Annotated in this window: 14 protein-coding genes; 11 read left to right on the top strand and 3 right to left on the bottom strand. The window is 70.9% G+C overall.

Annotated features, from left to right (window positions below; genetic code table 11):
- The first annotated feature begins 157 nt into the window (after positions 1-157).
- The gene (locus ACIRR8_RS00245) at positions 158-964 is read left to right on the top strand and encodes a putative protein N(5)-glutamine methyltransferase (RefSeq protein WP_404057313.1); all 807 of its coding nucleotides are present in this window, start codon (positions 158-160) and stop codon (positions 962-964) included.
- On the opposite strand, the gene ACIRR8_RS00240 is transcribed toward ACIRR8_RS00245, so the two are convergent.
- The gene (locus ACIRR8_RS00240) at positions 957-1,478 is read right to left on the bottom strand and encodes a pyridoxamine 5'-phosphate oxidase family protein (RefSeq protein ID WP_404057311.1); all 522 of its coding nucleotides are present in this window, start codon (positions 1,476-1,478) and stop codon (positions 957-959) included. The two genes, ACIRR8_RS00245 and ACIRR8_RS00240, sit on opposite strands and share 8 nt — an antisense overlap.
- 166 nt (positions 1,479-1,644) lie before the next feature.
- Between ACIRR8_RS00240 and ACIRR8_RS00235 the strand changes: the two genes are divergently transcribed.
- The 3 genes from ACIRR8_RS00235 (at position 1,645) to ACIRR8_RS00225 (ending at position 6,864) form a co-directional block, all read left to right on the top strand.
- Positions 1,645-4,641 carry a bifunctional [glutamine synthetase] adenylyltransferase/[glutamine synthetase]-adenylyl-L-tyrosine phosphorylase gene (locus ACIRR8_RS00235; protein WP_404057309.1) on the top strand — a complete coding sequence of 999 codons (2,997 nt, stop codon included), beginning with the start codon at positions 1,645-1,647 and terminating at the stop codon, positions 4,639-4,641.
- A 319-nt stretch (positions 4,642-4,960) separates the two neighbouring features.
- Positions 4,961-5,239 (top strand): hypothetical protein, encoded by a 279-nt coding sequence (locus tag ACIRR8_RS00230; RefSeq protein ID WP_404057307.1) that lies wholly within the window; start codon positions 4,961-4,963, stop codon positions 5,237-5,239.
- Positions 5,240-5,262: 23 nt separating this feature from the next.
- The gene (locus ACIRR8_RS00225) at positions 5,263-6,864 is read left to right on the top strand and encodes an amidohydrolase (protein WP_404057305.1); all 1,602 of its coding nucleotides are present in this window, start codon (positions 5,263-5,265) and stop codon (positions 6,862-6,864) included.
- Between the two features lie 52 nt (positions 6,865-6,916).
- Here the strand turns inward: ACIRR8_RS00225 and ACIRR8_RS00220 are convergent, their stop codons facing one another.
- Together ACIRR8_RS00220 and ACIRR8_RS00215 are read right to left on the bottom strand one after the other, a co-directional pair.
- Positions 6,917-7,816: a phosphatase PAP2 family protein gene (locus ACIRR8_RS00220; RefSeq protein ID WP_404057303.1), complete on the bottom strand. Its 900-nt coding sequence runs from the start codon at positions 7,814-7,816 to the stop codon at positions 6,917-6,919.
- Between the two features lie 97 nt (positions 7,817-7,913).
- On the bottom strand, positions 7,914-8,957 hold the full coding sequence (locus ACIRR8_RS00215; protein ID WP_404057301.1) for a LacI family DNA-binding transcriptional regulator: 1,044 nt from the start codon (positions 8,955-8,957) through the stop codon (positions 7,914-7,916).
- Between the two features lie 372 nt (positions 8,958-9,329).
- Between ACIRR8_RS00215 and ACIRR8_RS00210 the strand changes: the two genes are divergently transcribed.
- From ACIRR8_RS00210 to pulA, 7 genes are all read left to right on the top strand, one after another.
- Positions 9,330-10,601, top strand: a complete 1,272-nt coding sequence (locus tag ACIRR8_RS00210) for an extracellular solute-binding protein (protein WP_404057299.1) — start codon at positions 9,330-9,332, stop codon at positions 10,599-10,601.
- A gap of 19 nt (positions 10,602-10,620) precedes the next feature.
- Positions 10,621-11,640 (top strand): carbohydrate ABC transporter permease, encoded by a 1,020-nt coding sequence (locus tag ACIRR8_RS00205; RefSeq protein ID WP_388187131.1) that lies wholly within the window; start codon positions 10,621-10,623, stop codon positions 11,638-11,640.
- Positions 11,637-12,515 carry a sugar ABC transporter permease gene (locus ACIRR8_RS00200; RefSeq protein ID WP_404057296.1) on the top strand — a complete coding sequence of 293 codons (879 nt, stop codon included), beginning with the start codon at positions 11,637-11,639 and terminating at the stop codon, positions 12,513-12,515. The genes ACIRR8_RS00205 and ACIRR8_RS00200 overlap by 4 nt, the downstream gene beginning before the upstream one ends.
- A 114-nt stretch (positions 12,516-12,629) precedes the next feature.
- Positions 12,630-14,357: a glycoside hydrolase family 13 protein gene (locus tag ACIRR8_RS00195; RefSeq protein ID WP_404057294.1), complete on the top strand. Its 1,728-nt coding sequence runs from the start codon at positions 12,630-12,632 to the stop codon at positions 14,355-14,357.
- On the top strand, positions 14,342-15,397 hold the full coding sequence (locus ACIRR8_RS00190) for a LacI family DNA-binding transcriptional regulator (protein WP_404057292.1): 1,056 nt from the start codon (positions 14,342-14,344) through the stop codon (positions 15,395-15,397). Before ACIRR8_RS00195 ends, ACIRR8_RS00190 begins: the two co-directional genes overlap by 16 nt.
- A gap of 432 nt (positions 15,398-15,829) precedes the next feature.
- Positions 15,830-17,557 (top strand): carbohydrate-binding module family 20 domain-containing protein, encoded by a 1,728-nt coding sequence (locus ACIRR8_RS00185; protein ID WP_404057290.1) that lies wholly within the window; start codon positions 15,830-15,832, stop codon positions 17,555-17,557.
- A gap of 86 nt (positions 17,558-17,643) precedes the next feature.
- Positions 17,644-22,962 carry a pullulanase-type alpha-1,6-glucosidase gene (gene pulA, locus ACIRR8_RS00180; protein ID WP_404057288.1) on the top strand — a complete coding sequence of 1,773 codons (5,319 nt, stop codon included), beginning with the start codon at positions 17,644-17,646 and terminating at the stop codon, positions 22,960-22,962.
- Positions 22,963-23,025 lie beyond the last annotated feature (63 nt).

The raw sequence follows: 23,025 nt of genomic DNA, 5'->3' as shown, positions 1-23,025 counted from the left end.
CGGTACGGGGACGGACCGAGGAGGTGGGACCCATCAACGCTCGATCAGGCCGGGTGCTCACCTCGCACGATCGCGTCGACCGACCGGCGTAAGCCGGCCGGACGGCTCCAACCGATCGCGGAGCGCCCATGGGATTTCCCGAAAGGCATTGCCCCGCATGTCGGTTCACCCCGTGAGTTCCTTCTCCGCCACCGCCTCCACCCTCCGCCGCGCCGGATGCGTCTTCGCCGAGGACGAGGCCCGTCTCCTCCATGAGGCCGCCGCCTCCCCGGCCGCACTGGCCCGGCTCGTCGCGGACCGCGCCGCCGGGATTCCGCTCGAACACGTCCTGGGCTGGGCCGAGTTCCGCGGCCGGCGCATCGCCGTGGACGCCGGGGTCTTCGTGCCCCGCCGCCGTACCGAGTTCCTGGTGGCGCAGGCCGCCGCCCTCGCGCCCCGCCGGGCCGTCGTCGTCGACCTCTGCTGCGGCTCGGGCGCGCTCGGCGTCGCGCTCGCCACCGAGCCGTCCGCCACGCTGGGGCCGGTCGAGCTGCACGCCTGTGACGTCGAACCCGCCGCCGTACGCTGCGCCCGGCGCAACATCGGCGGTCTCGGGCAGGTCTACGAGGGCGACCTCTTCGACCCCCTTCCCGTCGGTCTGCGCGGCCGCGTCGACGTGCTGCTGGCCAACGTCCCGTACGTACCGACCGCCGACGTCGAGCTGCTCCCGGCCGAGGCCCGCGTCCACGAACCGCGCGTCGCCCTCGACGGTGGCGGCGACGGGCTCGACGTCATGCGCCGCGTCGCCGCCGAGGCGCCCGGGTGGCTCGCGCCGTGCGGCAGCCTGCTGGTGGAGGCCGGCGAGCGGCAGCGGGACGCGGCCGAGCGCATTCTCCGCGACGCCGGTCTCGTCCCGCGCGTCGTGGTCTGCGAGGAGCTGTACGCCACCGTCGTCATCGGCACGGCCCCGGAGCGGCTCACGTGAAGCGGTAGCGCGTCTGGCTGTACGGCTCTCCCTTGCCGAAGCCGAACACCGTCCGGGGGTGGACCGCGAACACGTGCGCGTGGCCCGCCTCCGGCTGGACGAAGCTGCCGTCCGCCACGTCGAAGTGCCAGTCGGGACCGTACTTCGCCTCCCACTCCCGGGCCAGGACGGTCAGCCGGGCGTGGTCCGTCACCCGGTCCGCCCGGCCCTCGACCACCACGTCGAAGCCGGAGTCGAGAGCGTTGGCGCCCGTCGTCAGGACCACCTCGGGGTTGGCGGTGAGGTTGCGGGCCTTGCGCTCCGCCGGGCCCGTACAGAAGTGGAGGGCGCCCTGGGACCAGACGCCGATGAGCGGGGTGACGTGCGGGCGGCCGTCGGGGCGGACGGTGGAGAGCCAGTACAGCGGGGCGTCGGTGAGCACGGCGGCCGTCTCCGGCCAGGGGCGGGCCGTCGCGCCCTCGCTGCTGTAGCGGGCGTCCAGTTCGGTCGTGGGTGGCTGCTCGGTGGTGGACATGGTTCCTCCGCAGTGCGTCAGGGGGTGCCGGCAGGTGCTTTCCCCGTAGGTGGACTCCGCCCCCGCACCGAATTCATCGGCACAGGACTAGGCTCGGAGAGCTGGGCGCGGTGAGAGAGCGGCCGAGCGGTTACGCAGATCGGGTCGGGCGGCGGGAGAGCGTGCAATGACGACGGTGCCGGGACGCAGGAGCAGTACGTTCACCAGGCTGCTGCGGCACGGATTCACCGACCCGTCCGCCGCCGAGCGGCTCCTGGAGCAGGACGACCTCGCCTCCGTACGGTCCGATCCCGTCCTCCTGGAGGCGCTCGGCGCCACCGCCGACCCGGATCTGGCCCTGCGCGGCCTCGTCCGGCTCGTGGAGGCCGAGGAGGAGGGCGAGCGGCAGGTGCTGCTCGACACCCTCGTCACCGCCAAGCCCCTGCGCGACCGGCTCCTCGGCGTGCTCGGCGCGTCCGAGGCGCTCGGCGACCATCTGGCCCGGCATCCCCGCGACTGGCAGGCGCTCGTCACGTACGAGTCGGTCGACCTCAACCCGGGTGTCGCCGAGTTCGAGCGCGGGCTCGCCGACGCCGTCGACCCGGACTCGCTGCGCGTCGCCTACCGCCGGTGCATGCTCACCCTGGCCGCCCGCGACGTCTGCGGCACCACCGGCATCGCCCAGACCGCCGCCGAACTGGCCGACCTCGCCACCGCCACCCTCCGCGCCGCCCTCGCCATCGCCCGTACGGCGGCCCCCGAGGACGCGGCGCAGTGCCGGCTCGCCGTCGTCGCGATGGGCAAGTGCGGCGGGCACGAGCTGAACTACGTCTCCGACGTCGACGTGATCTTCGTCGGCGAGGCGCGCGACGGGGTCGAGGAGCACAAGGCCATGCAGGCCGCCACCCGGCTGGCCGCCCACATGATGCGGATCTGCTCCGAGACCACCGCCGAAGGCACCATCTGGGAGGTCGACGCCAACCTCCGGCCCGAGGGCCGCAACGGGCCCCTCGTCCGCACCCTCAGCTCGCACCTCGCCTACTACCAGCGGTGGGCCAAGACCTGGGAGTTCCAGGCACTGCTGAAGGCACGAGCGGTGGCCGGCGACCCGGAGCTGGGCGCGGAGTACGTCGACGCCGTCTCGCCGCTCGTCTGGCAGGCCGCCGACCGCGAGAACTTCGTCCCCGACGTGCAGAAGATGCGCCGCCGCGTCGTCGACAACATCCCCGCCGACCGGATCGAGAGGGAGCTGAAGCTCGGGCCCGGCGGGCTGCGGGACGTCGAATTCGCCGTGCAGCTGCTCCAGTTGGTGCACGGGCGCAGCGACGCCTCGCTGCACAGCGGGACCACGCTGGAGGCCCTGCGGGCGCTCGCCGAGGGCGGATACGTCGGCCGCGCGGACGCCGCTCAGTTGGACGAGGCGTACCGCTTCCTGCGCTCCATGGAGCACCGCATCCAGCTCTACCGGCTGCGCCGCACCCATCTGGTCCCCGAGGACGAGGCGGATCTGCGGCGGCTCGGGCGGTCGCTCGGGATGCGGACCGACCCGGTCGCCGAGCTGAACAAGGCGTGGCGGCGGCACGCCTCGGTGGTGCGGCGGCTGCACGAGAAGATCTTCTACCGGCCGCTGCTGGACGCCGTCGCCCAGCTGGCCCCGGGCGAGTCCCGGCTCAGCACCAAGGCGGCCGCGATCCGGCTGGAGGCGCTGGGGTACGCGGACCCGGCGGCGGCCCTGCGCCATCTGGAGGCCCTCTCCTCCGGGGTCTCGCGCAAGGCGGCGATCCAGCGGACGCTGCTGCCGGTGCTGCTCGGCTGGTTCGCGGACTCGGCCGACCCGGACGCCGGGCTCCTCGGCTTCCGGAAGGTGTCCGACGCGCTCGGCAAGACCCCGTGGTACCTGCGGCTGCTGCGCGACGAGGGGGCGGCGGCGGAGAACCTCGCCCGGGTCCTCTCCGCCGGCCGCCTCGCCCCGGACCTGCTGATGCGGGCCCCGGAAGCGGTGGCGATCCTGGGTGACCCGGAGGGGCTCACGCCGCGCACCCGCGAGCACCTGGAGCAGGAGGTGCTGGCGGCGGTGGGGCGTGCGGGGGGCGCGGAATCGGCGATCGCGGTGGTACGAGGGGTGCGGCGGCGGGAGCTGTTCCGTACGACGGCCGCCGACATCATCGGCTCCTACGGCACCGAGGACAGCCCGGCCGAGCAGGACCACGGGGCCCTCGTCGACCGGGTCGGCTCCGCCGTCACCGACCTCAACGCCGCCACCATCGCGGGCGCGCTGCGGGCCGCCGTACGCGAGCAGTGGGGCGACACCCTGCCGACCCGGTTCGCCGTCATCGGCATGGGCCGCTTCGGTGGCCACGAGCTGAGTTACGGCTCCGACGCCGACGTCCTCTTCGTGCACCGGCCGCGCGAGGGCGTGAGCGACGAGGAGGCGGCGCGGGCGGCCAACGCGGTCGTGGGGGAGATGCGGCGGCTGCTCCAACTGCCCACAGCCGACCCGCCGTTGCTCATCGACGCCGACCTGCGGCCCGAGGGCAAGACCGGGCCGATGGTGCGGACGCTGAAGTCGTACGGGGCGTACTACCGGCGTTGGTCGCTGGCCTGGGAGAGCCAGGCGCTGCTGCGGGCCGAACACATGGCGGGCGACGCGGAGTTGGGGCGCGAGTTCATCGAGCTGGTGGACCCGTTGCGCTATCCGGCGGAAGGGCTCGGGGACGACGCCGTACGCGAGATCCGCCGGCTCAAGGCGCGCATGGAGTCCGAGCGGATGCCGCGCGGCGCGGACCCGACGCTCCACGCGAAGCTGGGGCGGGGCGGGCTGAGCGACGTCGAGTGGACCGTGCAGCTGATGCAGATGCAGCACGGGTGGGCGGAGCCGGGGCTGCGGACGACCCGTACGCGCGAGGCGCTGGCGGCGGCGTGCGCGGCGGAGCTGATCCCGGCGGAGGACGCGCAGATGCTGGACGAGGCGTGGGTGCTGGCCACGCGGGTGCGGAACGCGGTGATGCTGGTGCGGGGGAGGTCCGGCGATACGTTCCCGTCGGACCCTCGGGAGCTGGCTGCGGTGGGGCGGTACCTGGGGTACGAGCCGGGGCATGTCGGGGACATGTTGGACGACTACCGGCGGATCACGCGGAGGGCTCGGGCGGTGGTGGAGGAGCGGTTCTACGCAGCGGTGGTCTAGGGCCTGTCGTCCGACGACGGCAGTTTGCCGACAGGCGCTAGGCGCGCGTCCTCGCGGGGCTCCGCCCCGGCCCCGCTCCTCAAACGCCGGAGGGGCTGGAATGGGCGGACGGGCTGGATTTAGGCGGGCCCGGATGAGCCCGGCAGTGGTCCACGAACGCCTTCAGTGCCAGTTCGAACGCCGCGTCCGCTCGCCCCGGCCCCGTCGCCGCCAGGGCCTCCGCCAGGCTCTCCGTCCCCGACGGGTCCTGCGGCAGTCCCACATCGTCTCCGGGGCCGCCAGGTCCAGTGCCGAGCCCAGGACCAGGTTCTCCAGGGCCGTGACCACCGTCATCACCTCCGCCACCGGGAAGCCCACCTCCAGGAGCGGGCGGACCGCGCGTTCGTACTGTTCCAGCACCTTCGGGGCCCGTACCGGTGACGTCCTCCTCGTCGCGCTCGTGCCCGGCGTCTTCCTGCTCGGGCTCCTCCTCGCCCGCCGCCTCCGGCGCCGTCGGCCCGAGGTGTACGCCTCCTTCGCCGCCGAGCCGACGGAGGAAGGCCGCGACGGCCTCCCGGACCCGCCCGCGCAACCCGTCTCCACCTCCGTAACCCTCTGACCAGCCTCCAAGGAGCCTCCACCGTGCCGTCCTCAGCCGACCTCCTCATCACCGGAGCCCGTGTCCGCACCCTCGATCCGGACCGGCCCGCCGCCACCGCCGTCGCCGTCCGGGGCGGGACGATCATCGGTGTCGGGGACGCCGACGACCTGCGTGAGCTGCGCGGGCTCGGTACCGAGCGGCTCGATCTCGGCGGGGCCACCCTCACGCCGGGACTCACCGATGCCCACAGCCACCCCGTCTGGGGTCTGGAGACGGCCACCGGCACCGATCTCACCGCCGTCCGCGACCTCGACCAGCTCCGGGCCGCCCTCGCCGCCGCCCCGCGCACCGAGGGGTGGGTGATCGGGTGGGGACTGGACCACAACGCCTTCGGGGACCGGCCCGTCGGCCACGCCCTCGTCGAGGACGCCCTCGGTGGCGCGCCCGCCTTCCTCCGGCTCTACGACGGGCACTCCGCCCTCGCCTCCGCCACCGCCCTGGAACGGGCCGGCGTCACCGGGCCGCGTACCTTCGCCCAGCGTGCCGAAGTCGTCTGCGATCCGGACGGGCGGCCCACCGGACACCTCGTCGAGCATGCCGCGATGGACCTCCTCGCTCCCTTCCTGCCCCGGCCCTCCGTGGCCGAGCGGCGGGCCGGGCTGGTGGAGCTGCTCTCCGCGATGGCGGCCACCGGGCTGACCGGGGCGCATGTGATGGACCTCGGGGACGGTTCCGTGCCCGCCTTCCTCGCCGCCGTGGAGGAGGACGCCGAGCTTCCCGTACGGCTCCGGCTCGCGCCCTGGTGCATGCCGGGCGTGGACGCGGAAGGGCTGGAGGAGCTGGTGCGGCTCCAGCGCGAGGCGGGGCGGCTGTGGCGGGTCGGTGGGGTCAAGTTCTTCATGGACGGGACCGTCGAGGGTGGCACCGCCTGGCTGGAGGAGGCCGACTGCCACGGCCAGGGCACCGAGGCGTTCTGGCCGGACCCGGCCGCGTACGCCGGGGCCGTCACCCACCTCCACCGCGCCGGCGTCCGCACCGCCACCCATGCCATCGGGGACGCGGCCGTACGGCACGTCCTGGACACCGTGGAAGGGCTCGGCGGGAGCGGGCGGCTGCGCCACCGCGTCGAGCACATCGAGTCGATCCCGCACGCGGTGGCGGAGAGGTTCGTCCGGCTCGGCGTGATCGCCTCCATGCAGCCCACCCACACCGCGTACACCCGCGCCGACCACACCGACGCCTGGTCCCGGCGGCTCGGCGACGAGCGCGCCGCCCGCGCCTGGCGGTGCCGCGACCTGCGCGACGCCGGGGCCTACCTGGCGCTCGGCTCCGACTGGCCCATCGCCCACTACGACGTACGCCAGGTGCTGGCCACCGCACGGCTGCGGCGGCTTCCCGGCGCGTACGACACCGAGCCCGTCGCCCCGGAACAGGCGCTGACCGGGCTGATGGCCCTGGAGGGGTGCACCTCGCACGCGGCCGTCGCGGCGGGGGAGCAGGAGGTGGCGGGGCGGATCGCGCCCGGCTTCCGGGCCGAACTGACCGCCTTCGGGGTGGATCCGGTGGAGGCCCCGGCGGACGAGCTGGGCGAGGCGCCGGTCCGGCTCACGGTCACGGGCGGACGCGTCGTACACCGGGGGTAGGGCAGCGGGAGGCGGGCGGACATGGCGTCCGCCCGCCTCCCCACGGCCTGACCTATGACCTGCGGGCGCCGGCCGCCTCCGGCTCTTCCGCCTGCTCCTCCGACGCCCGTGGCAGCCGCGCCATCGCCCGTACGCCCGCCAGCCGGCCGCCGCGCTTCGACGGGACCCACCTCGGCAGGTGGTGCGGCAGCGAGCCGTACCAGACGCGGGAGACCGCGTAGCCGAAGGCGAGACAGACCATGCCGCCCACCGCGTCCAGCCAGAAGTGGTTGGCGGTGGCCACGATGACGACCAGCGTGAGCGTCGGGTAGAGCAGGCCCAGGATGCGGGCCCAGGGCGCCGAGGCCAGCGCGAATATCGTCAGGCCGCACCAGAGGGACCAGCCGATGTGCATCGACGGCATCGCCGCGTACTGGTTCGACATGTTCTTGAAGTTTCCCGAGGCCATCGAGCCCCAGGTCTCGTGCACGAGCACCGTGTCGATGAAGTTCGCGCCGTTCATCAGACGCGGTGGCGCGAGCGGGTAGAGGTAGTAGCCGAGCAGCGCCACCGCCGTCGTCGCGAAGAGGACGAGGCGCGTGGCCGCGTACCGGCCCGGGTGGCGGCGGAAGAGCCAGACGAGGACACCGATGGTCACGACGAAGTGCAGCGTCGCGTAGTAGTAGTTCATCGACACGATCAGCCAGGTCACCGAGTTGACCGCGTGGTTGACCGTTTCCTCGAAGGCGAGACCCAGGGACTTCTCCGCCGACCAGATCCAGTCCGCGTTGGCCAGTGCCTGGGTCTTCTGCTCCGGTACGGCGTTGCGTACGAGCGAGTACAGCCAGTAACTGACCGCGATGAGCAGGATCTCGAACCAGAGCCGTGGGCGACCGGGCGATCGCAAGGAACGGAAGCGGTCCGACCAGCCGGTCTTCCCGTCTTCCTGCGCAGTCACGTCCGTCTCACCCATAGGCAGAGAGTCTTCCATAGAGATTCCCCTGCCCCCGATCATCCTCCGGTCGGGTTCCGGTCGCACATCCTGCGTCTCAGGGACGAGGGCGTAGGCCTCAAGGACGAGACGGGAACCCTGAGCCGCCTGCGGGTCCCGAGGCCGTCGTGCCGCGCACCACCAGCTCCGGCATGAAGACGAACTCGCTGTGCGGGGCCGGGGTTCCGCCGATCTCCTCCAGCAGCGTGCGCACCGCGGCCTGGCCCATCGCCGTCACCGGCTGGCGGATGGTGGTGAGCGGAGGGTCGGTGAACGCTATGAGGGGCGAGTCGTCGTAGCCGACCACGGAGAGGTCCCGGGGGACCTCCTTGGAGAGCCTGCGGGCAGCGCGGATCGCGCCGAGCGCCATCATGTCGCTCGCGCAGACGACCGCCGTGCAGCCGCGCTCCATCAGCGCGGAGGCGGCGGCCTGGCCGCCCTCCAGCGTGTACAGCGAGTGCTGGACCAGCTCCTCCACCGCTTCCGGGGCCAGGCCCAGCTGCTCGCGCATCGTGGCGTGGAAGCCCTCGATCTTGCGGAGCACCGGCACGAAGCGCTTCGGGCCGACCGCGAGGCCGATACGGGTGTGGCCGAGCGCCACCAGGTGCGTCACCGCCAGCCGCATCGCCGCCCGGTCGTCGGGGGAGATGAAGGGCGCCTGGACCTTGGCGGAGAAGCCGTTGACCAGGACGAAGGGGACGCCTTGGCCGCGCAGTTGCTCGTAGCGCTGCATGTCGGCCGAGGTGTCGGCGTGCAGGCCGGAGACGAAGATGATGCCCGAGACGCCTCGGTCCACCAGCATTTCGGTGAGTTCGTCCTCGGTGGAGCCGCCGGGCGTCTGGGTGGCGAGGACCGGCGTGTATCCCTGCCGGGTCAGCGCCTGGCCGATCACCTGGGCCAGCGCCGGGAAGATCGGGTTCTCCAGCTCGGGCGTGATCAGTCCGACCAGGCCGGCGCTGCGCCGGCGCAGCCGTACGGGGCGTTCGTAGCCCAGGACGTCGAGCGCCGCGAGGACGGATTCGCGGGTGGTCGCCGCGACCCCGGGCTTGCCGTTCAGGACTCGGCTGACCGTCGCTTCGCTGACCCCCGCCTGAGTTGCGATATCGGCAAGCCGTGCGGTCATGTCAGTGGACTGTACCGGGCCGGTGTCGGATTGCCCACTGTGCGTCGGCAGGGCACACGCACCCCTGGACCGGGCCCGTCCGGGCTGTATGCCTCGGCAAGGTCTTGCAAGCTCTTGCGGTCGTCCACCGCAGACTGCGGTCGGATCGTCGCACTGTGGTGATGGCGTACGTATCCCGTGCGTGGCCTGCCCTTGCCAGGGTTCCACCGGTTCCGTCAAGGGGCTTGACGGCAACCTTGAGGACACGCGAATGTAACGATCAGCAGGGCTTGCAGAAATCTTCCGCAAGGTCTTTCGGCGGTCTTTCATCCTTGTTACGTTCACGTCGACCCGGCGCCGCGACGGAGCGGTACGGCAGTTGAAGGAGTTCAGATGCGACGTGGCATAACGGCCACCGCCCTGGTCGCGGCCCTGGCGCTCGCGGCGACCGCCTGCGGCAGCGGCGACGAGACCGGCGGCAGCAAGAGCTCGGGTGAGCTCTCCGGCACCGTCACCTGGTGGGACACCTCCAGCGTCGGCAGCGAGGACAAGGTCTTCAAGAAGCTGGCCGAAGGCTTCGAGAAGAAGCACCCGAAGGTCGACGTCAAGTACGTCAGCGTCCCGTTCGGCGACGCGCAGAACAAGTTCAAGAACGCGGCCCAGGCCGGCAGCTCCGCCCCCGACGTGATCCGCTCCGAGGTCGCCTGGACGCCGGACTTCGCCTCCCTCGGCTACCTGGCCCCGCTGGACGGCACCGCCGCCCTGAAGAACCAGGACGACTTCCTGCCGCAGGCCGTCGCGTCCACCAAGTTCGAGGACAAGACCTTCGCCGTCCCGCAGGTCATCGACTCCATGGGCATCTTCTACAACAAGAAGCTGATGGAGAAGGCGGGCGTCGAGGCGCCCACCAACCTGGCCGAGCTGAAGAGCGTCTCGAAGAAGATCAAGGACAAGACCGGCAAGACCGGTCTCTACCTGCGCGGCGACGACCCGTACTTCTTCCTCTCCTTCCTGTACGGCGAGGGCGGCGACCTGGTCGACGCCGAGTCCAAGACCGTCACCGTGGACAAGCCCGAGGGCGTCAAGGCGTTCAAGGCGGTCAAGACCCTGGTCGAGGACGGCACCGCGAAGACGGATGCCTCCGACGGCTGGGAGAACATGATGCAGGCGTTCAAGAACGGCGACGTCGCGATGATGATCAACGGCCCCTGGGCCGTCGCCGACACGCTGACCGGCAAGGAGTTCACGGACAAGGACAACCTGGGCATCGCCACGGTCCCGGCCGGCTCCGCCGCGCACGGCGCCCCGCAGGGCGGCCACAACCTCGCCGTCTACGCCGGTTCGAAGAACCTGGAAGCCTCCTACGCCTTCGTCGAGTACATGACGTCCGTGGAGTCCCAGGCCACCGCCGCCGGTGAGCTGAACCTGCTGCCGACGCGCACCTCCGCGTACGCCAAGAAGGAAGCCGTCAACAGCGAGATCGTCGGCTTCTTCAAGCCGGTCGTCGAGACCGCCGTCGAGCGCCCCTGGATCCCCGAGGGCGGCAGCCTCTTCGCCCCGCTCGGCATCGAGTACACCAAGGTCCTCACCAACCAGACCACGCCGGAGAAGGCCGCCAAGGCCACCGGCGACGCGTACCGCAAGCTCCTGAAGGACTGGAAGTAACAGGAAGGTTGGCCGACTGATGGCTGTCCACACCAGCCAGTCGGTGGTGAAGGCCGCGGGCGATGACGTCGCCCGCGGCCGGAGCCGCGGTACTGGCACCCCACCACCGGCCCCCGGCCGTTTCCGGCGCGGCCTGTCGACCCACTGGTACGCCTGGACCATGGTCGCCCCGGTCGTCGTCGTGATCAGCGTGATCATCGGCTACCCGCTGCTGCGCGGGATCTACCTGTCGATGACCGACGCCAACGAGCGCAACGTCGCGCGCACGATCGGCGTCAACGAACTGCCCGCCACCTACGAGTTCGTCGGTGCTGACAACTACATCGACGCGCTGACCGGCTCGCAGTTCCTCGGCACGCTCGGCTGGACGCTGGTGTGGACGGTCTCCTGCGTGAGCATCACGTTCGCGCTCGGCATGGCGCTGGCCAACATCCTCAACCGCAGGATCGCCGGCCGCTCCGCCTACCGCATGGCCCTCATCCTGCCCTGGGCCATCCCCGGCTTCGTCTCGGTCTTCGCCTGGCGCTTCCTCTACAACGAGGAGCGCGGCCTGCTCAACACCGTCCTCGGCGGCATCGGCATCGACGGCATCCCTTGGCTGAACGACCCGACCTGGGCCAAGTTCGCGGTCATCGCCGTCAACGTCTGGCTCGGCGTCCCCTTCATGATGGTCGCCCTGCTCGGCGGATTGCAGTCCATCCCCTCGGAGCAGTACGAGGCGGCCGAGATGGACGGGGCCACCGCCTGGCAGCGGTTCCGCCACATCACGCTGCCGGGCCTGCGCCCGGTCTCCACCACGGTGATCCTGCTCTCCACCATCTGGACCTTCAACATGTTCCCGGTGATCTTCCTGCTGACCCGCGGCGGACCCGGTGAGGCCACCCAGATCCTCGTCACCCAGGCGTACAAGTTCTCCTTCGAGATCAGCCCGCGCGACTTCGCGCAGTCCTCCACGTGGGGCGTGCTGATCCTCGTACTCCTGATGCTCTTCGCCGTGGTCTACCGGCGAGTCCTGCGCTCCCAGGGAGACAACTGGTGACCACCGTGACCGACACCTCCGCACGCCCCTCCGGGCGCAAGGTCCGCCTCCGCGGCGACCGTTCACCCCTGGCCTCCGTCGCCCTGCACCTCACGCTGATCGTCACCTCGGTGATCGCGGTCTTCCCGGTGCTGTGGGTCCTGCTGACCTCGCTCAAGCCCGCCAAGTACGCGACCACCACGGACTTCTTCCGCGAGACCACGTTCGTCAACTACACGAACCTGATCCGCGACACCGAGTTCCTCACCTGGTTCGCCAACTCCGCGATCATCGCCGGGCTCTCCACCGTCATCGGTGTTTTCGTCGCCGCCACCACCGGCTACGCCGTGAGCCGCTTCCGCTTCCCCGGCAAGCGCGGGCTGATGTGGACGCTGCTGATCACCCAGATGTTCCCGGTCGCCGTCCTCATCGTGCCGATCTACAACATCATGGCCAACCTGGGCCTGCTCAACCAGCCCGCCGGCCTCGTCATCACCTACCTCACCATCTCGGTGCCGTTCTGCGCCTGGATGATGAAGGGCTTCTTCGACACCATCCCGCGCGAGATCGACGAGTCGGGCGAGGTCGACGGCCTCACCCCGTTCGGCACCTTCTGGCGCCTGATCCTGCCGCTGGCCAAGCCGGGCCTCGCGGTCACCGCGTTCTACTCCTTCATCACCGCCTGGGGCGAAGTGGCGTACGCCTCCGCCTTCCTGGTCGGGGACGAGAACCTGACGCTCGCCGGCGGACTCCAGAAGTTCGTCAACCAGTACGGCGCCCAGTGGGGCCCGATGACGGCGGCCTCCGTGCTCATCGCCATCCCGGCCGCCCTGGTCTTCCTGTTCGCGCAGAAGCACCTGGTCACCGGCGTGTCCGCCGGAGCCGTCAAGGGCTGACACCGCCAGGACGACGCCACCACCCGCACGCACCACCGCATTCGTCACGGCGGCGCCGGACACACCCCGACCGGTCACCGGCGCCGCTCCCCACCCAGACACCCCAGGGACGACATGACCCAGCACCTCGCTGCCCCCTCCACCGGCACGTCCGACGACGCCCCGGGCCACCGCACCGGCTGGTGGCAGGACGCGGTGATCTACCAGGTCTATCCGCGGAGCTTCGCCGACGGCAACGGCGACGGCATGGGCGACCTCCCCGGCGTCACCGCCCGCCTGCCCTACCTGCGGGACCTCGGGGTCGACGCGGTGTGGCTCTCGCCCTTCTACGCCTCCCCGCAGGCCGACGCCGGGTACGACGTCGCCGACTACCGGGCCATCGACCCGATGTTCGGCAGCCTGCTGGACGCCGACGCCCTGATCCGCGAGGCGCACGGCCTGGGCCTGCGCATCATCGTCGACCTGGTCCCCAACCACTCCTCCGACCAGCACGAGTGGTTCAAGCGCGCCCTGGCCGAGGGCTCCGGCTCCGCGCTGCGCGAGCGCTACCACTTCCGCCCCGGCAAGGGCACCGACGGCGAACTCCCTCCCAACGACTGGGAGTCCATCTTCGGCGGCCCGGCCTGGACCCGTACGGTGAACCCGGACGGCACCCTGGGCGACTGGTACCTCCACCTCTTCGCCCCCGAGCAGCCCGACTTCAACTGGGAGCACCCGGCCGTCGCCGACGAGTTCCGCTCCATCCTGCGCTTCTGGCTCGACATGGGCGTCGACGGCTTCCGGGTCGACGTCGCCCACGGCCTGGTCAAGGCGGAGGGACTGCCCGACCTCGGCGCCCACGACCAGCTCAAGCTGCTCGGCAACGACGTGATGCCCTTCTTCGACCAGGACGGCGTGCACGCGATCTACCGCAGCTGGCGCACCATCCTCGACGAGTACCCGGACACAATGGGGCCCGGAGGGCCTTCCTCGGAGGGGCGGCGGCGGGTGACGGGTGGGCGGATCGCGGTCGCCGAGGCCTGGACCCCGACCGTGGAGCGCACCGCCAACTACGTGCGCCCCGACGAGATGCACCAGGCCTTCAACTTCCAGTACCTCTCCACCGCCTGGGACGCCGCCGAGCTCCGCAAGGTCATCGACACCTCGCTCGACGCCATGCGCCCGGTCGGCGCGCCCACCACCTGGGTGCTCTCCAACCACGACGTCACCCGGCACGCCACCCGCTTCGCCAACCCGGCGGGCCTGGGCACCCAGATCCGTACCCCCGGCGACCGCGAACTCGGCCTGCGCCGGGCCCGCGCCGCCACCCTTCTGATGCTCGCCCTGCCCGGCTCCGCCTACGTCTACCAGGGCGAGGAGCTCGGCCTGCCCGACGTCACCGACCTGCCCGACGAGGCCCGCCAGGACCCCTCGTTCTTCCGCGCCGAGGGCCAGGACGGCTTCCGCGACGGCTGCCGCGTCCCGATCCCGTGGAACCGCGAGGGAACGAGTCACGGCTTCGGCGAAGGCGGCAGCTGGCTCCCGCAGCCCGCCGGCTGGGGCGAGCTGTCGGTGGAGGCGCAGACCGGCGTGGAGGGCTCGACGCTGGAGCTGTACCGGGCCGCGATCGCCGCCCGCCGGGACCACCCGGGCCTCGGCGCGGGCACGGACGTGGAGTGGCTGGACGGCCCCGAGGGCGTCCTCGTCCTCGCCCGCCCCGGCTTCGTCTGCACCGTCAACACCACCGGCGCCCCGGTCCGCATCGCCGCCCGCGGCCGGGTGCTGCTCGCCAGCTCCCCGGTCACCGTCGACGGCTCCGAGGCCGTGCTGCCCGCCGACACCACGGTGTGGTGGACGGTGTGACACTGCCCGCACCCAGGACCACGGCCGCGCCGCGCCTCTCCGACATCGCCGGACAGGCGGCGGTCAGCGAGGCGACGGTCAGCCGGGTCCTGAACGGGAAGCAGGGCGTCGCGGACACCACGCGTCAGCGGGTGCTCGCGGCGCTCGACATCCTGGGCTACGAACGGCCCGTACGGCTGCGCCAGCGCAGCGCCGGACTGATCGGCCTGGTGACGCCCGAACTCACCAACCCGATCTTCCCGGCGTTCGCGCAGTCCGTGGAACAGGTGCTGGCCGGACACGGCTACACGCCCGTCCTCTGCACCCAACTCCCGGGCGGCGCAACCGAGGACGAGCTGGTCGAACAGCTCGTGGAGCGGGGCGTCGGCGGCATCGTCTTCCTCTCCGGACTGCACGCCGACACCTCGGCCGACCCGGCCCGGTACGCCGCGCTCACCGAGCGCGGTGTGCCGTTCGTCCTGATCAACGGCTACAACGAGCGCATCAGCGCCCCGTTCGTCTCGCCCGATGACAACGCTGCCGTACGGATGGCCGTCGGCCACCTCGCCGACCTCGGCCACCGCCGGATCGGCCTCGCCATCGGCCCGCAGCGCTACGTGCCGTCCCGGCGGAAGCGGGACGGGTTCGTGGAGGCGGCGATCTCGCTGCTGGGCATGGACCGGGCGGAGGCCGAAGGGCTCGTCTGCTCCACCCTGTTCGGCGTCGAGGGTGGCCAGGTGGCGGCGGGCGCGCTGCTGGACGCCGGGTGCACCGGCATCGTCTGCGGCAGCGACCTGATGGCGCTGGGCGTGGTGCGTACGGCCAGGGGGAGGGGGCTCGACGTGCCGCGTGACGTCTCGGTCGTGGGCTTCGACGACTCGCAGCTCATCGCCTTCACCGACCCGCCGCTGACCACCGTGCGCCAGCCGGTGCAGGCGATGGCGGCGGCCGCGGTGGGCGCGTTGCTGGAGGAGATCGGCGGGAGTCCGGTGCAGCGCACCGAGTACGTCTTCCAGCCGGAGCTGGTGGTACGGGGCTCGACGGCGGCGGTACGCGCGTAGGCGGGGCCGCGAGGGACACGCACAGAGAGGCGTCCAGGAGTCGGCCCAGGAAGGGCCGGCGGGGAGTTGTGCGACTCCTGGACGCCTCTCTTGTCGTGACCGGCCCGGCCGGCCGGGCGCGTGGAGTCCGGGCACGGTGAAGCGCCGGAACCCTCGGCCGACCGGACCGGAGTCAGGTGAAACGTAACAGGCCCGCAATATCTTGCGAAAGACCTTGCAGCAAGAAACCGCGAAGAAAAATGGCTTGTTTCGTGGATGTGAGCGGGGCGTGTCCAAAGGGTTGACCGGTGCCTGGCGGCCTCGTACGGTCTGGTCCGCGGCAAGGTTTGCATTCTTGCAGCAAGAACCTTCAGGAGCCTTGAGGGCATGGCGCGTTGCCGGCTGAGGCTGCACCGTCACCCGCGTTTCCCCCACCCCCGCAGGAGGAAAGACATGGCACGCAGACCCCTGTCTGCCGCGCTCGCCCTCGTGGCCGGCGCCGCTGCCGCCCTTGTCATCCCCACCGGATTCGGCACCGCGTCCCCCGCGCAGGCCGCCGCTCCGGGCGACAAGGACGTCACCGCCGTGCTGTTCGAGTGGAAGTTCGCCTCCATAGCCAAGGCCTGCACGGACACCCTCGGTCCGGCAGGCTACGGCTACGTCCAGGTCTCGCCGCCCCAGGAGCACATCCAGGGCAGCCAGTGGTGGACGTCCTACCAGCCCGTCAGCTACAAGATCGCCGGCCGCCTCGGTGACCGGGCCGCCTTCTCCGCCATGGTCAACACGTGTCACTCGGCCGGCGTCAAGGTCATCGCGGACTCCGTCATCAACCACATGGCGGCGGGCAACGGCACCGGCACCGGCGGCTCGTCGTACACCAAGTACAACTACCCGGGCATCTACTCCGGCAGCGACATGGACGACTGCCGGTCGGAGATCAACAACTACCGCGACCGCGCCAACGTCCAGAACTGCGAACTCGTCGGCCTGGCCGACCTGGACACCGGCGAGGAGTACGTACGCGGCAGGATCGCCGGCTACCTCAACGACCTGCTCTCGCTCGGCGTCGACGGCTTCCGGATCGACGCGGCCAAGCACATGCCCGCCACCGACCTCGCCAACATCAAGACCCGGCTCACCAACCCGAACGTCTACTGGAAGCACGAGGCGATCTACGGGGCCGGTGAGGCCGTCTCGCCGTCCGAGTACCTCGGCAGCGGAGACGTCCAGGAGTTCCGTTACGGGCGGAGCCTCAAGCAGGTCTTCCTCAACGAGAACCTGGCCCACCTGAAGAACTTCGGCGAGGGCTGGGGCTTCATGGAGTCCGGGAAGTCCGCCGTCTTCGTCGACAACCACGACACCGAGCGCGGCGGCGACACCCTCAACTACAAGAACGGCTCCGCCTACACGCTGGCCAACGTCTTCATGCTGGCCTGGCCCTACGGCTCCCCGGACGTCCACTCCGGCTACGAGTTCAGCAACCACGACGCCGGGCCGCCCAACAACGGCCAGGTGAACGCCTGCTACAGCGACGGCTGGAAGTGCCAGCACGACTGGCGCGAGATCTCCTCCATGGTCGGCTTCCGCAACACCGCACGCGGCCAGGCCGTCACCAACTGGTGGGACAACGGCGGCGACCAGATCGCCTTCGGCCGGGGGAACAAGGCGTACGTGGCCATCAACCACGAGTCCTCCTCGCTGACCCGGACCTTCCAGACCTCGCTGCCGGCCGGTGACTACTGCGACGTGCAGTCCGGCCGCGGAGTGAGCGTCAACGGCTCCGGCCAGTTCACCGCCACGCTCGGCGCCGGGACCGCTGTCGCCCTGCACGCAGGCGCCCGCACATGCTCCGGCGGCGGCTCCAACCCCGGCCCCGGCAACGGCCAGTCCGGCGCCTCCTTCGGCGTCAACGCCACCACGCAGCTCGGCCAGAACATCCACGTCACCGGCGACCAGGAGGCCCTCGGCAACTGGAACCCGGCAGGCGCGCCGAAGCTCGACCCGGCCACGTACCCCGTCTGGAAGCTGGACGTGAACCTGCCCGCCGGGACCACGTTCGCGTACAAGTACGTCCGCAAGGACGCGGGCGGCAACGTCACCTGGGAGAGCGGCGCCAACCGCACCGCCACCGTCCCGGCCTCCGGAAAGGTCACGCTGACCGCCGACGTCTGGCGCAGCTGACCCGTATCGCCCCGTGGGCCGGAGGCGTGCTGCCTCCGGCCCACAGCCAACCCTCCTGCCACACCAGCCGAGGAGCGAACCCTCTCGTGTCCAGAACCACCCTCAGGCGAGGGGTGATCGCCGCGCTCTGCGTGGCGCTGCTGCCCGTCGTCCCGGCGGCCACCGCCGCCGCATCGCCCCGACCGCCCGCCCCGCCCTCCGACGCGAAGCTCGCGCGCGAGGCGGCCCGGCACGACCTCACGCGTGAGCAGTTCTACTTCGTGCTGCCGGACCGGTTCGCCAACGGCTCGACTGCCAACGACCGCGGCGGGCTGAAGGGTTCGCGCCTGGAGCACGGCTTCGACCCGACGGACAAGGGGTTCTACCAGGGCGGCGACCTCAAGGGCCTGAGCCAGAAGCTGGACTACATCAAAGGCCTCGGCACCACCGCGATCTGGCTCGCGCCGATCTTCAAGAACCGTCCGGTCCAGGGCACCGGCAAGGACGCGTCGGCCGGCTACCACGGTTACTGGATCACCGACTTCACCCAGGTCGACCCGCACTTCGGCACCAACGCCGACCTGGAGAAGCTGATCGACAAGGCCCACGCCAAGGGCATGAAGGTCTTCTTCGACGTCATCACCAACCACACCGCCGACACCGTCGACTACGCGGAGAAGGCCTACGGCTACAAGCCCAAGGGCGCCTTCCCGTACCTGGACAAGGACGGCCGGCCCTTCGACGACCGTGAGGGCATCAAGAAGGTCGACCGGGACTCCTTCCCGTACACCCCGGTGCAGGCGCCCGGTACCGGCAAGAAGGTCCCGTCCTGGCTCAACGACCCGACCATGTACCACAACCGGGGCGACTCGACGTGGGCCGGCGAGTCCAACGAGTACGGCGACTTCTCCGGGCTCGACGACCTGTGGACCGAGCGTCCCGAGGTCGTGAAGGGCATGGAGAAGATCTACGAGAAGTGGGTCCGCGACTTCGACATCGACGGGTTCCGCATCGACACCGTCAAACACGTCGACCTGGACTTCTGGACCCAGTGGGCCACCGCGCTCGACGCCTACGCCGCCAAGCGCGGCCGGGACGACTTCTTCATGTTCGGTGAGGTCTACTCGGCCGACCCGGCGATCACCTCGCCGTACGTCACGCGGGGCCGGCTGGACTCGACGCTGGACTTCCCGTTCCAGGAGGCCGCCCGGCAGTTCGCCTCGCAGGGCGCCCCGGCCGACCGGCTCGCCTCGGTGTACGGCCAGGACTACCGCTACACCACGGACAAGGCCAACGCCTACGAGCAGGTCACCTTCCTCGGCAACCACGACATGGGCCGCATCGGGACCTTCCTCAAGCAGGACAACCCGAACGCCGATGACGCGGAGCTGCTGAAGCGGGCCCGCCTCGCCAACGAGCTGATGTTCCTCGGCCGCGGCAACCCGGTGATCTACTACGGTGACGAGCAGGGCTTCACCGGAGCGGGCGGCGACAAGGACGCCCGCCAGACCCTCTTCGCCTCGCAGACCGCCGACTACCTGGACGACGACCAGCTCGGCACCGACCGCACCCACGCCTCGGACGCGTACGACACCCGGCACCCGGTCTACCGCTCCATCGCCGGGCTCGCCAAGCTCACGAAGGAGCACCCGGCGCTGCGGGACGGTGTGCAGATCGAGCGCCACTCCAACCGCTCGGTGTACGCCACCTCCCGTATCGACGCCAAGCGGCCGTACGAGTACCTCGTCGCCTCCAACAACGCGGCCACGCCGAAGACGGTCCAGCTCTCCACCGAGTCGGCCGGAGCCGACTTCCGTACGATCTACGGTGGTTCCGGCGCGGTCCGCAGTGGTACGGACAAGAAGGTCACCGTCACCGTGCCCGCGCTCTCCAGCATCGTGCTGCGCGCGGACAAGCCGCTCGGCGTCCCCGCCGCCAAGCCCGTGATCGCTCTGACGGCTCCGGCCGCCGGCGCCACCGGTACCGTCGAGATCAGCGCCGACGTGGACGGCGGCCAGCTCAACCGGGTCGTCTTCGCGGCGCAGGTGGGCAACGGGAAGTGGCAGACCCTCGGTTCTGCCGACCACGCCCCGTACAAGGTCACGCAGTACCTTGACGAGTCGGTGAAGGCCGGAACGCCGCTTCGGTACAAGGCCGTTGTCGTCGACCGCGCCGGCCGCACCTCCAGCTCTCTCGCCGCCACCACCGCCGGGCAGACCCCGCCGACGCCGAAGCCCGTCGCGATCGAGCGCGACCGGGCCGTCGTCCACTACCAGCGTGCCGACGGCGACTACGAGGGCTGGCAGCTCAAGTCCGGTGAGAAGACGGCCGAGTTCATCGGGCGGAGCGCGTACGGCGCGTTCGCCTGGCTCGACCTGGAGAAGGGCACGGACTCCGTCCCGTACACCGTGGAGAAGAACGGTGCGGCGGACGGGCCGCGGCGGACCATCGACCTCGGGGTGACCGGGCAGGTCTGGATCGAGCAGGGCAAGGACGAGCAAGGCGTCGAAGCGCCCGAGACGCCGCCGCAGGACACCACGAAGGCGGTTCTCAACTACCACCGCGCCGACGGCGACTACGACGGCTGGGGGCTGCACACCTGGACCGGCGCCAAGGAGCCCACCGACTGGGCCAAGCCGCTGATGCCGGTGAAGAAGGACGCGTACGGGGTCACCTTCGAGGTTCCGCTCACCGACGGGGCCACCTCGCTCAGCTACATCCTGCACAAGGGCGACGAGAAGGACCTCCCCAGCGACCAGTCCCTCGACCTCGCCACGTACGGCCACGAGGTCTGGCTGCTCGGCTCCAAGCCCGGCTACCTGCTCCCGCAGGTCGGCGGCGGCGCGGCTCCCGACCTCACCAAGGCCGAGGCGCAGTGGATCGACGCGGACACCGTCGTCTGGAAGGTGAAGGCGACCGACGCCACCAGCCAGCAGCTCGTGTACGCCAAGAAGGGCGGCATCTCCGTCGTCGGCGGGGCGCTCTCCGACGAGGGTCAGTGGCTGCGGCTCCAGCAGGGCGGGCTGAGTGACGCGCAGAAGGCCGCGTTCCCGCACCTGAAGGACTATCCGGCCTTCACGGTCGACCCGCGTGACCGCGACCGCGTCCGTGAATCCCTTCGCGGCCAGCTCATCGCCACGCAGCGCGCCGCCAACGGCGCCCTGCTCGCCGCAACCGGCGTACAGACGGCGGGAATTCTGGACGACCTGTACGGGAAGAAGGCGACCAACGCCGAACTCGGCCCGGTCTTCCGCAAGTCGACCCCCACGCTCTCCGTGTGGGCGCCGACCGCCGCGACCGTCGCGCTCGAACTCGACGGCCGTACGCACCCGATGAAGCGCGACGACCGCACCGGCGTCTGGTCGGTCACCGGGAAGAAGGACTGGCGGGGCAAGCCCTACCGGTACGCGGTCACCGTCTGGGCGCCCACCGTCCAGAAGCTGGTCACCAACAAGGTCACCGACCCCTACTCCACCGCCCTGACCGCCGACTCCGCCCGCAGCCTCGTCGTCGACCTCACCGACCCGAAGCTCGCGCCGAGCGGCTGGTCCGGACTGAAGAAGCCCGCCGCCACCCCGCTGCGGGACGCCCAGATCCAGGAGCTGCACGTCCGGGACTTCTCCATCACGGACCGCACGGCCAAGCACCCCGGTGAGTACCTGGCCTTCACCGACACCCGCTCCAAGGGCATGCGGCACCTGAAGAAGCTCGCCGACTCCGGCACCAGCTACGTCCACCTGCTGCCCGTCTTCGACATCGGGACCATCCCCGAGAAGAAGAAGGACCAGGCCACGCCCGCGTGCGACCTGCACGTCTACGCCCCCGACTCACAGGAGCAGCAGGCCTGCGTGAGCGAGGCCGCCGCGAAGGACGGCTTCAACTGGGGGTACGACCCCTTCCACTACACCGTCCCCGAAGGCTCGTACGCCTCCGACCCCGACGGCACCAAGCGCACGGTCGAGTTCCGGCAGATGGTCCAGGGCCTCAACCAGGCCGGGCTGCGCACGGTCATGGACGTCGTCTACAACCACACCGTCGCCTCCGGCCAGGACGACAAGTCGGTGCTCGACCGGATCGTGCCCGGCTACTACCAGCGGCTCCTGGAGGACGGCACCGTCGCCACCTCCACCTGCTGCGCCAACACCGCGCCCGAGAACGCCATGATGGGCAAGCTCGTCGTGGACTCGATCGTCACCTGGGCCAGGGAGTACAAGGTCGACGGCTTCCGCTTCGACCTGATGGGCCACCACCCCAAGGACAACATCCTCAAGGTCCGCAGGGCGCTGGACCGGCTCACGCCCGCCAAGGACGGCGTCGACGGCAAGAAGATCATCCTGTACGGCGAGGGCTGGAACTTCGGCGAGATCGCGGACGACGTCCGCTTCGTCCAGGCCACCCAGCAGAACATGGCCGGTACCGGCATCGCGACCTTCTCCGACCGGGCCCGTGACGCCGTGCGCGGCGGCGGCCCCTTCGACGAGGACCCCGGCGTCCAGGGCTTCGCCTCCGGCCTCTACACCGACCCCAACTCCTCATCCGCCAACGGCACCCGCTCCGAGCAGAAGGCCCGGCTGCTGCACTACCAGGACCTGATCAAGGTCGGCCTCTCCGGCAACCTGGCCGACTTCACCTTCACCGACACCTCCGGGCGTACGGTCAAGGGCTCGGACGTCGACTACAACGGGGCGCCCGCCGGATACGCGGCCGTCCCCGGCGACGCGCTGGCCTACTCCGACGCCCACGACAACGAGACGCTCTTCGACACCCTCGCCTTCAAGCTCCCGGCCGACACGACTGCCGCCGAGCGGGCCAGGGCACAGGTCGTCGCGATGGGCGCCTCCGTCCTCTCGCAGGGCCCTTCGCTCTCCCAGGCGGGCACCGACCTGCTGCGCTCCAAGTCGCTGGACCGCAACTCCTACGACAGCGGCGACTGGTTCAACGCCCTGCACTGGGACTGCCGTGACGGTAACGGCTTCGGCCGGGGCCTGCCGCCCGCCGCCGACAACCAGGACAAGTGGTCTTACGCGAAGCCGCTGTTGACGGCCTCCGCGACAATCGCGCCCAACTGCGCCCAGATCGACGGCGCTTCGGCCGCCTACCGCGACCTGCTCACCATCCGCTCCACCGAGAAGGAGTTCTCGCTCTCCACCGCCGGGCAGGTGCAGTCCGCCCTGTCCTTCCCGCTCTCCGGCCCGGCCGAGACCCCCGGCGTGATCACCATGCGCCTGGGCAAGCTGGCCGTCGTCCTCAACGCCACCCCGGAGACCGCCACGCAGAAGGTGGCCGCACCGGCGGGGAAGACATATACCCTGCACCCGGTCCAGACCAAGGGTGCGGATCTTACGGTCAAACGAGCCAGGTACGACGGGAAATCAGCCAGTTTCACCGTACCGGGACGCACGGTGGCGGTCTTCGTCCTGCGCTGACACCGACCGGCACTACGGTGACGGCAGACGTCGGCGATGGAGCCGCGACAGCCGTCCTGGTCC

The organism is Streptomyces sp. NPDC101178 (genome assembly GCF_044767965.1).
GTDB lineage: Bacteria > Actinomycetota > Actinomycetes > Streptomycetales > Streptomycetaceae > Streptomyces.
The sequence above is the reverse complement of the archived record's forward strand: the minus strand, read 5'-3'. Positions and strand labels throughout refer to the sequence as shown.

Bases quoted from the DNA above. Each gene is read 5' to 3' on its own strand.
- ACIRR8_RS00210 (WP_404057299.1), top strand. From the start codon at position 9,330: ATGCGACGTGGCATAACGGCCACCGCCCTGGTCGCGGCCCTGGCGCTC.
- ACIRR8_RS00220 (WP_404057303.1), bottom strand. From the start codon at position 7,816: ATGGGTGAGACGGACGTGACTGCGCAGGAAGACGGGAAGACCGGCTGG.
- ACIRR8_RS00185 (WP_404057290.1), top strand. From the start codon at position 15,830: ATGGCACGCAGACCCCTGTCTGCCGCGCTCGCCCTCGTGGCCGGCGCC.
- ACIRR8_RS00240 (WP_404057311.1), bottom strand. From the start codon at position 1,478: ATGTCCACCACCGAGCAGCCACCCACGACCGAACTGGACGCCCGCTAC.
- ACIRR8_RS00245 (WP_404057313.1), top strand. From the start codon at position 158: ATGTCGGTTCACCCCGTGAGTTCCTTCTCCGCCACCGCCTCCACCCTC.
- ACIRR8_RS00205 (WP_388187131.1), top strand. From the start codon at position 10,621: ATGGCTGTCCACACCAGCCAGTCGGTGGTGAAGGCCGCGGGCGATGAC.
- ACIRR8_RS00215 (WP_404057301.1), bottom strand. From the start codon at position 8,957: ATGACCGCACGGCTTGCCGATATCGCAACTCAGGCGGGGGTCAGCGAA.
- ACIRR8_RS00195 (WP_404057294.1), top strand. From the start codon at position 12,630: ATGACCCAGCACCTCGCTGCCCCCTCCACCGGCACGTCCGACGACGCC.
- ACIRR8_RS00235 (WP_404057309.1), top strand. From the start codon at position 1,645: ATGACGACGGTGCCGGGACGCAGGAGCAGTACGTTCACCAGGCTGCTG.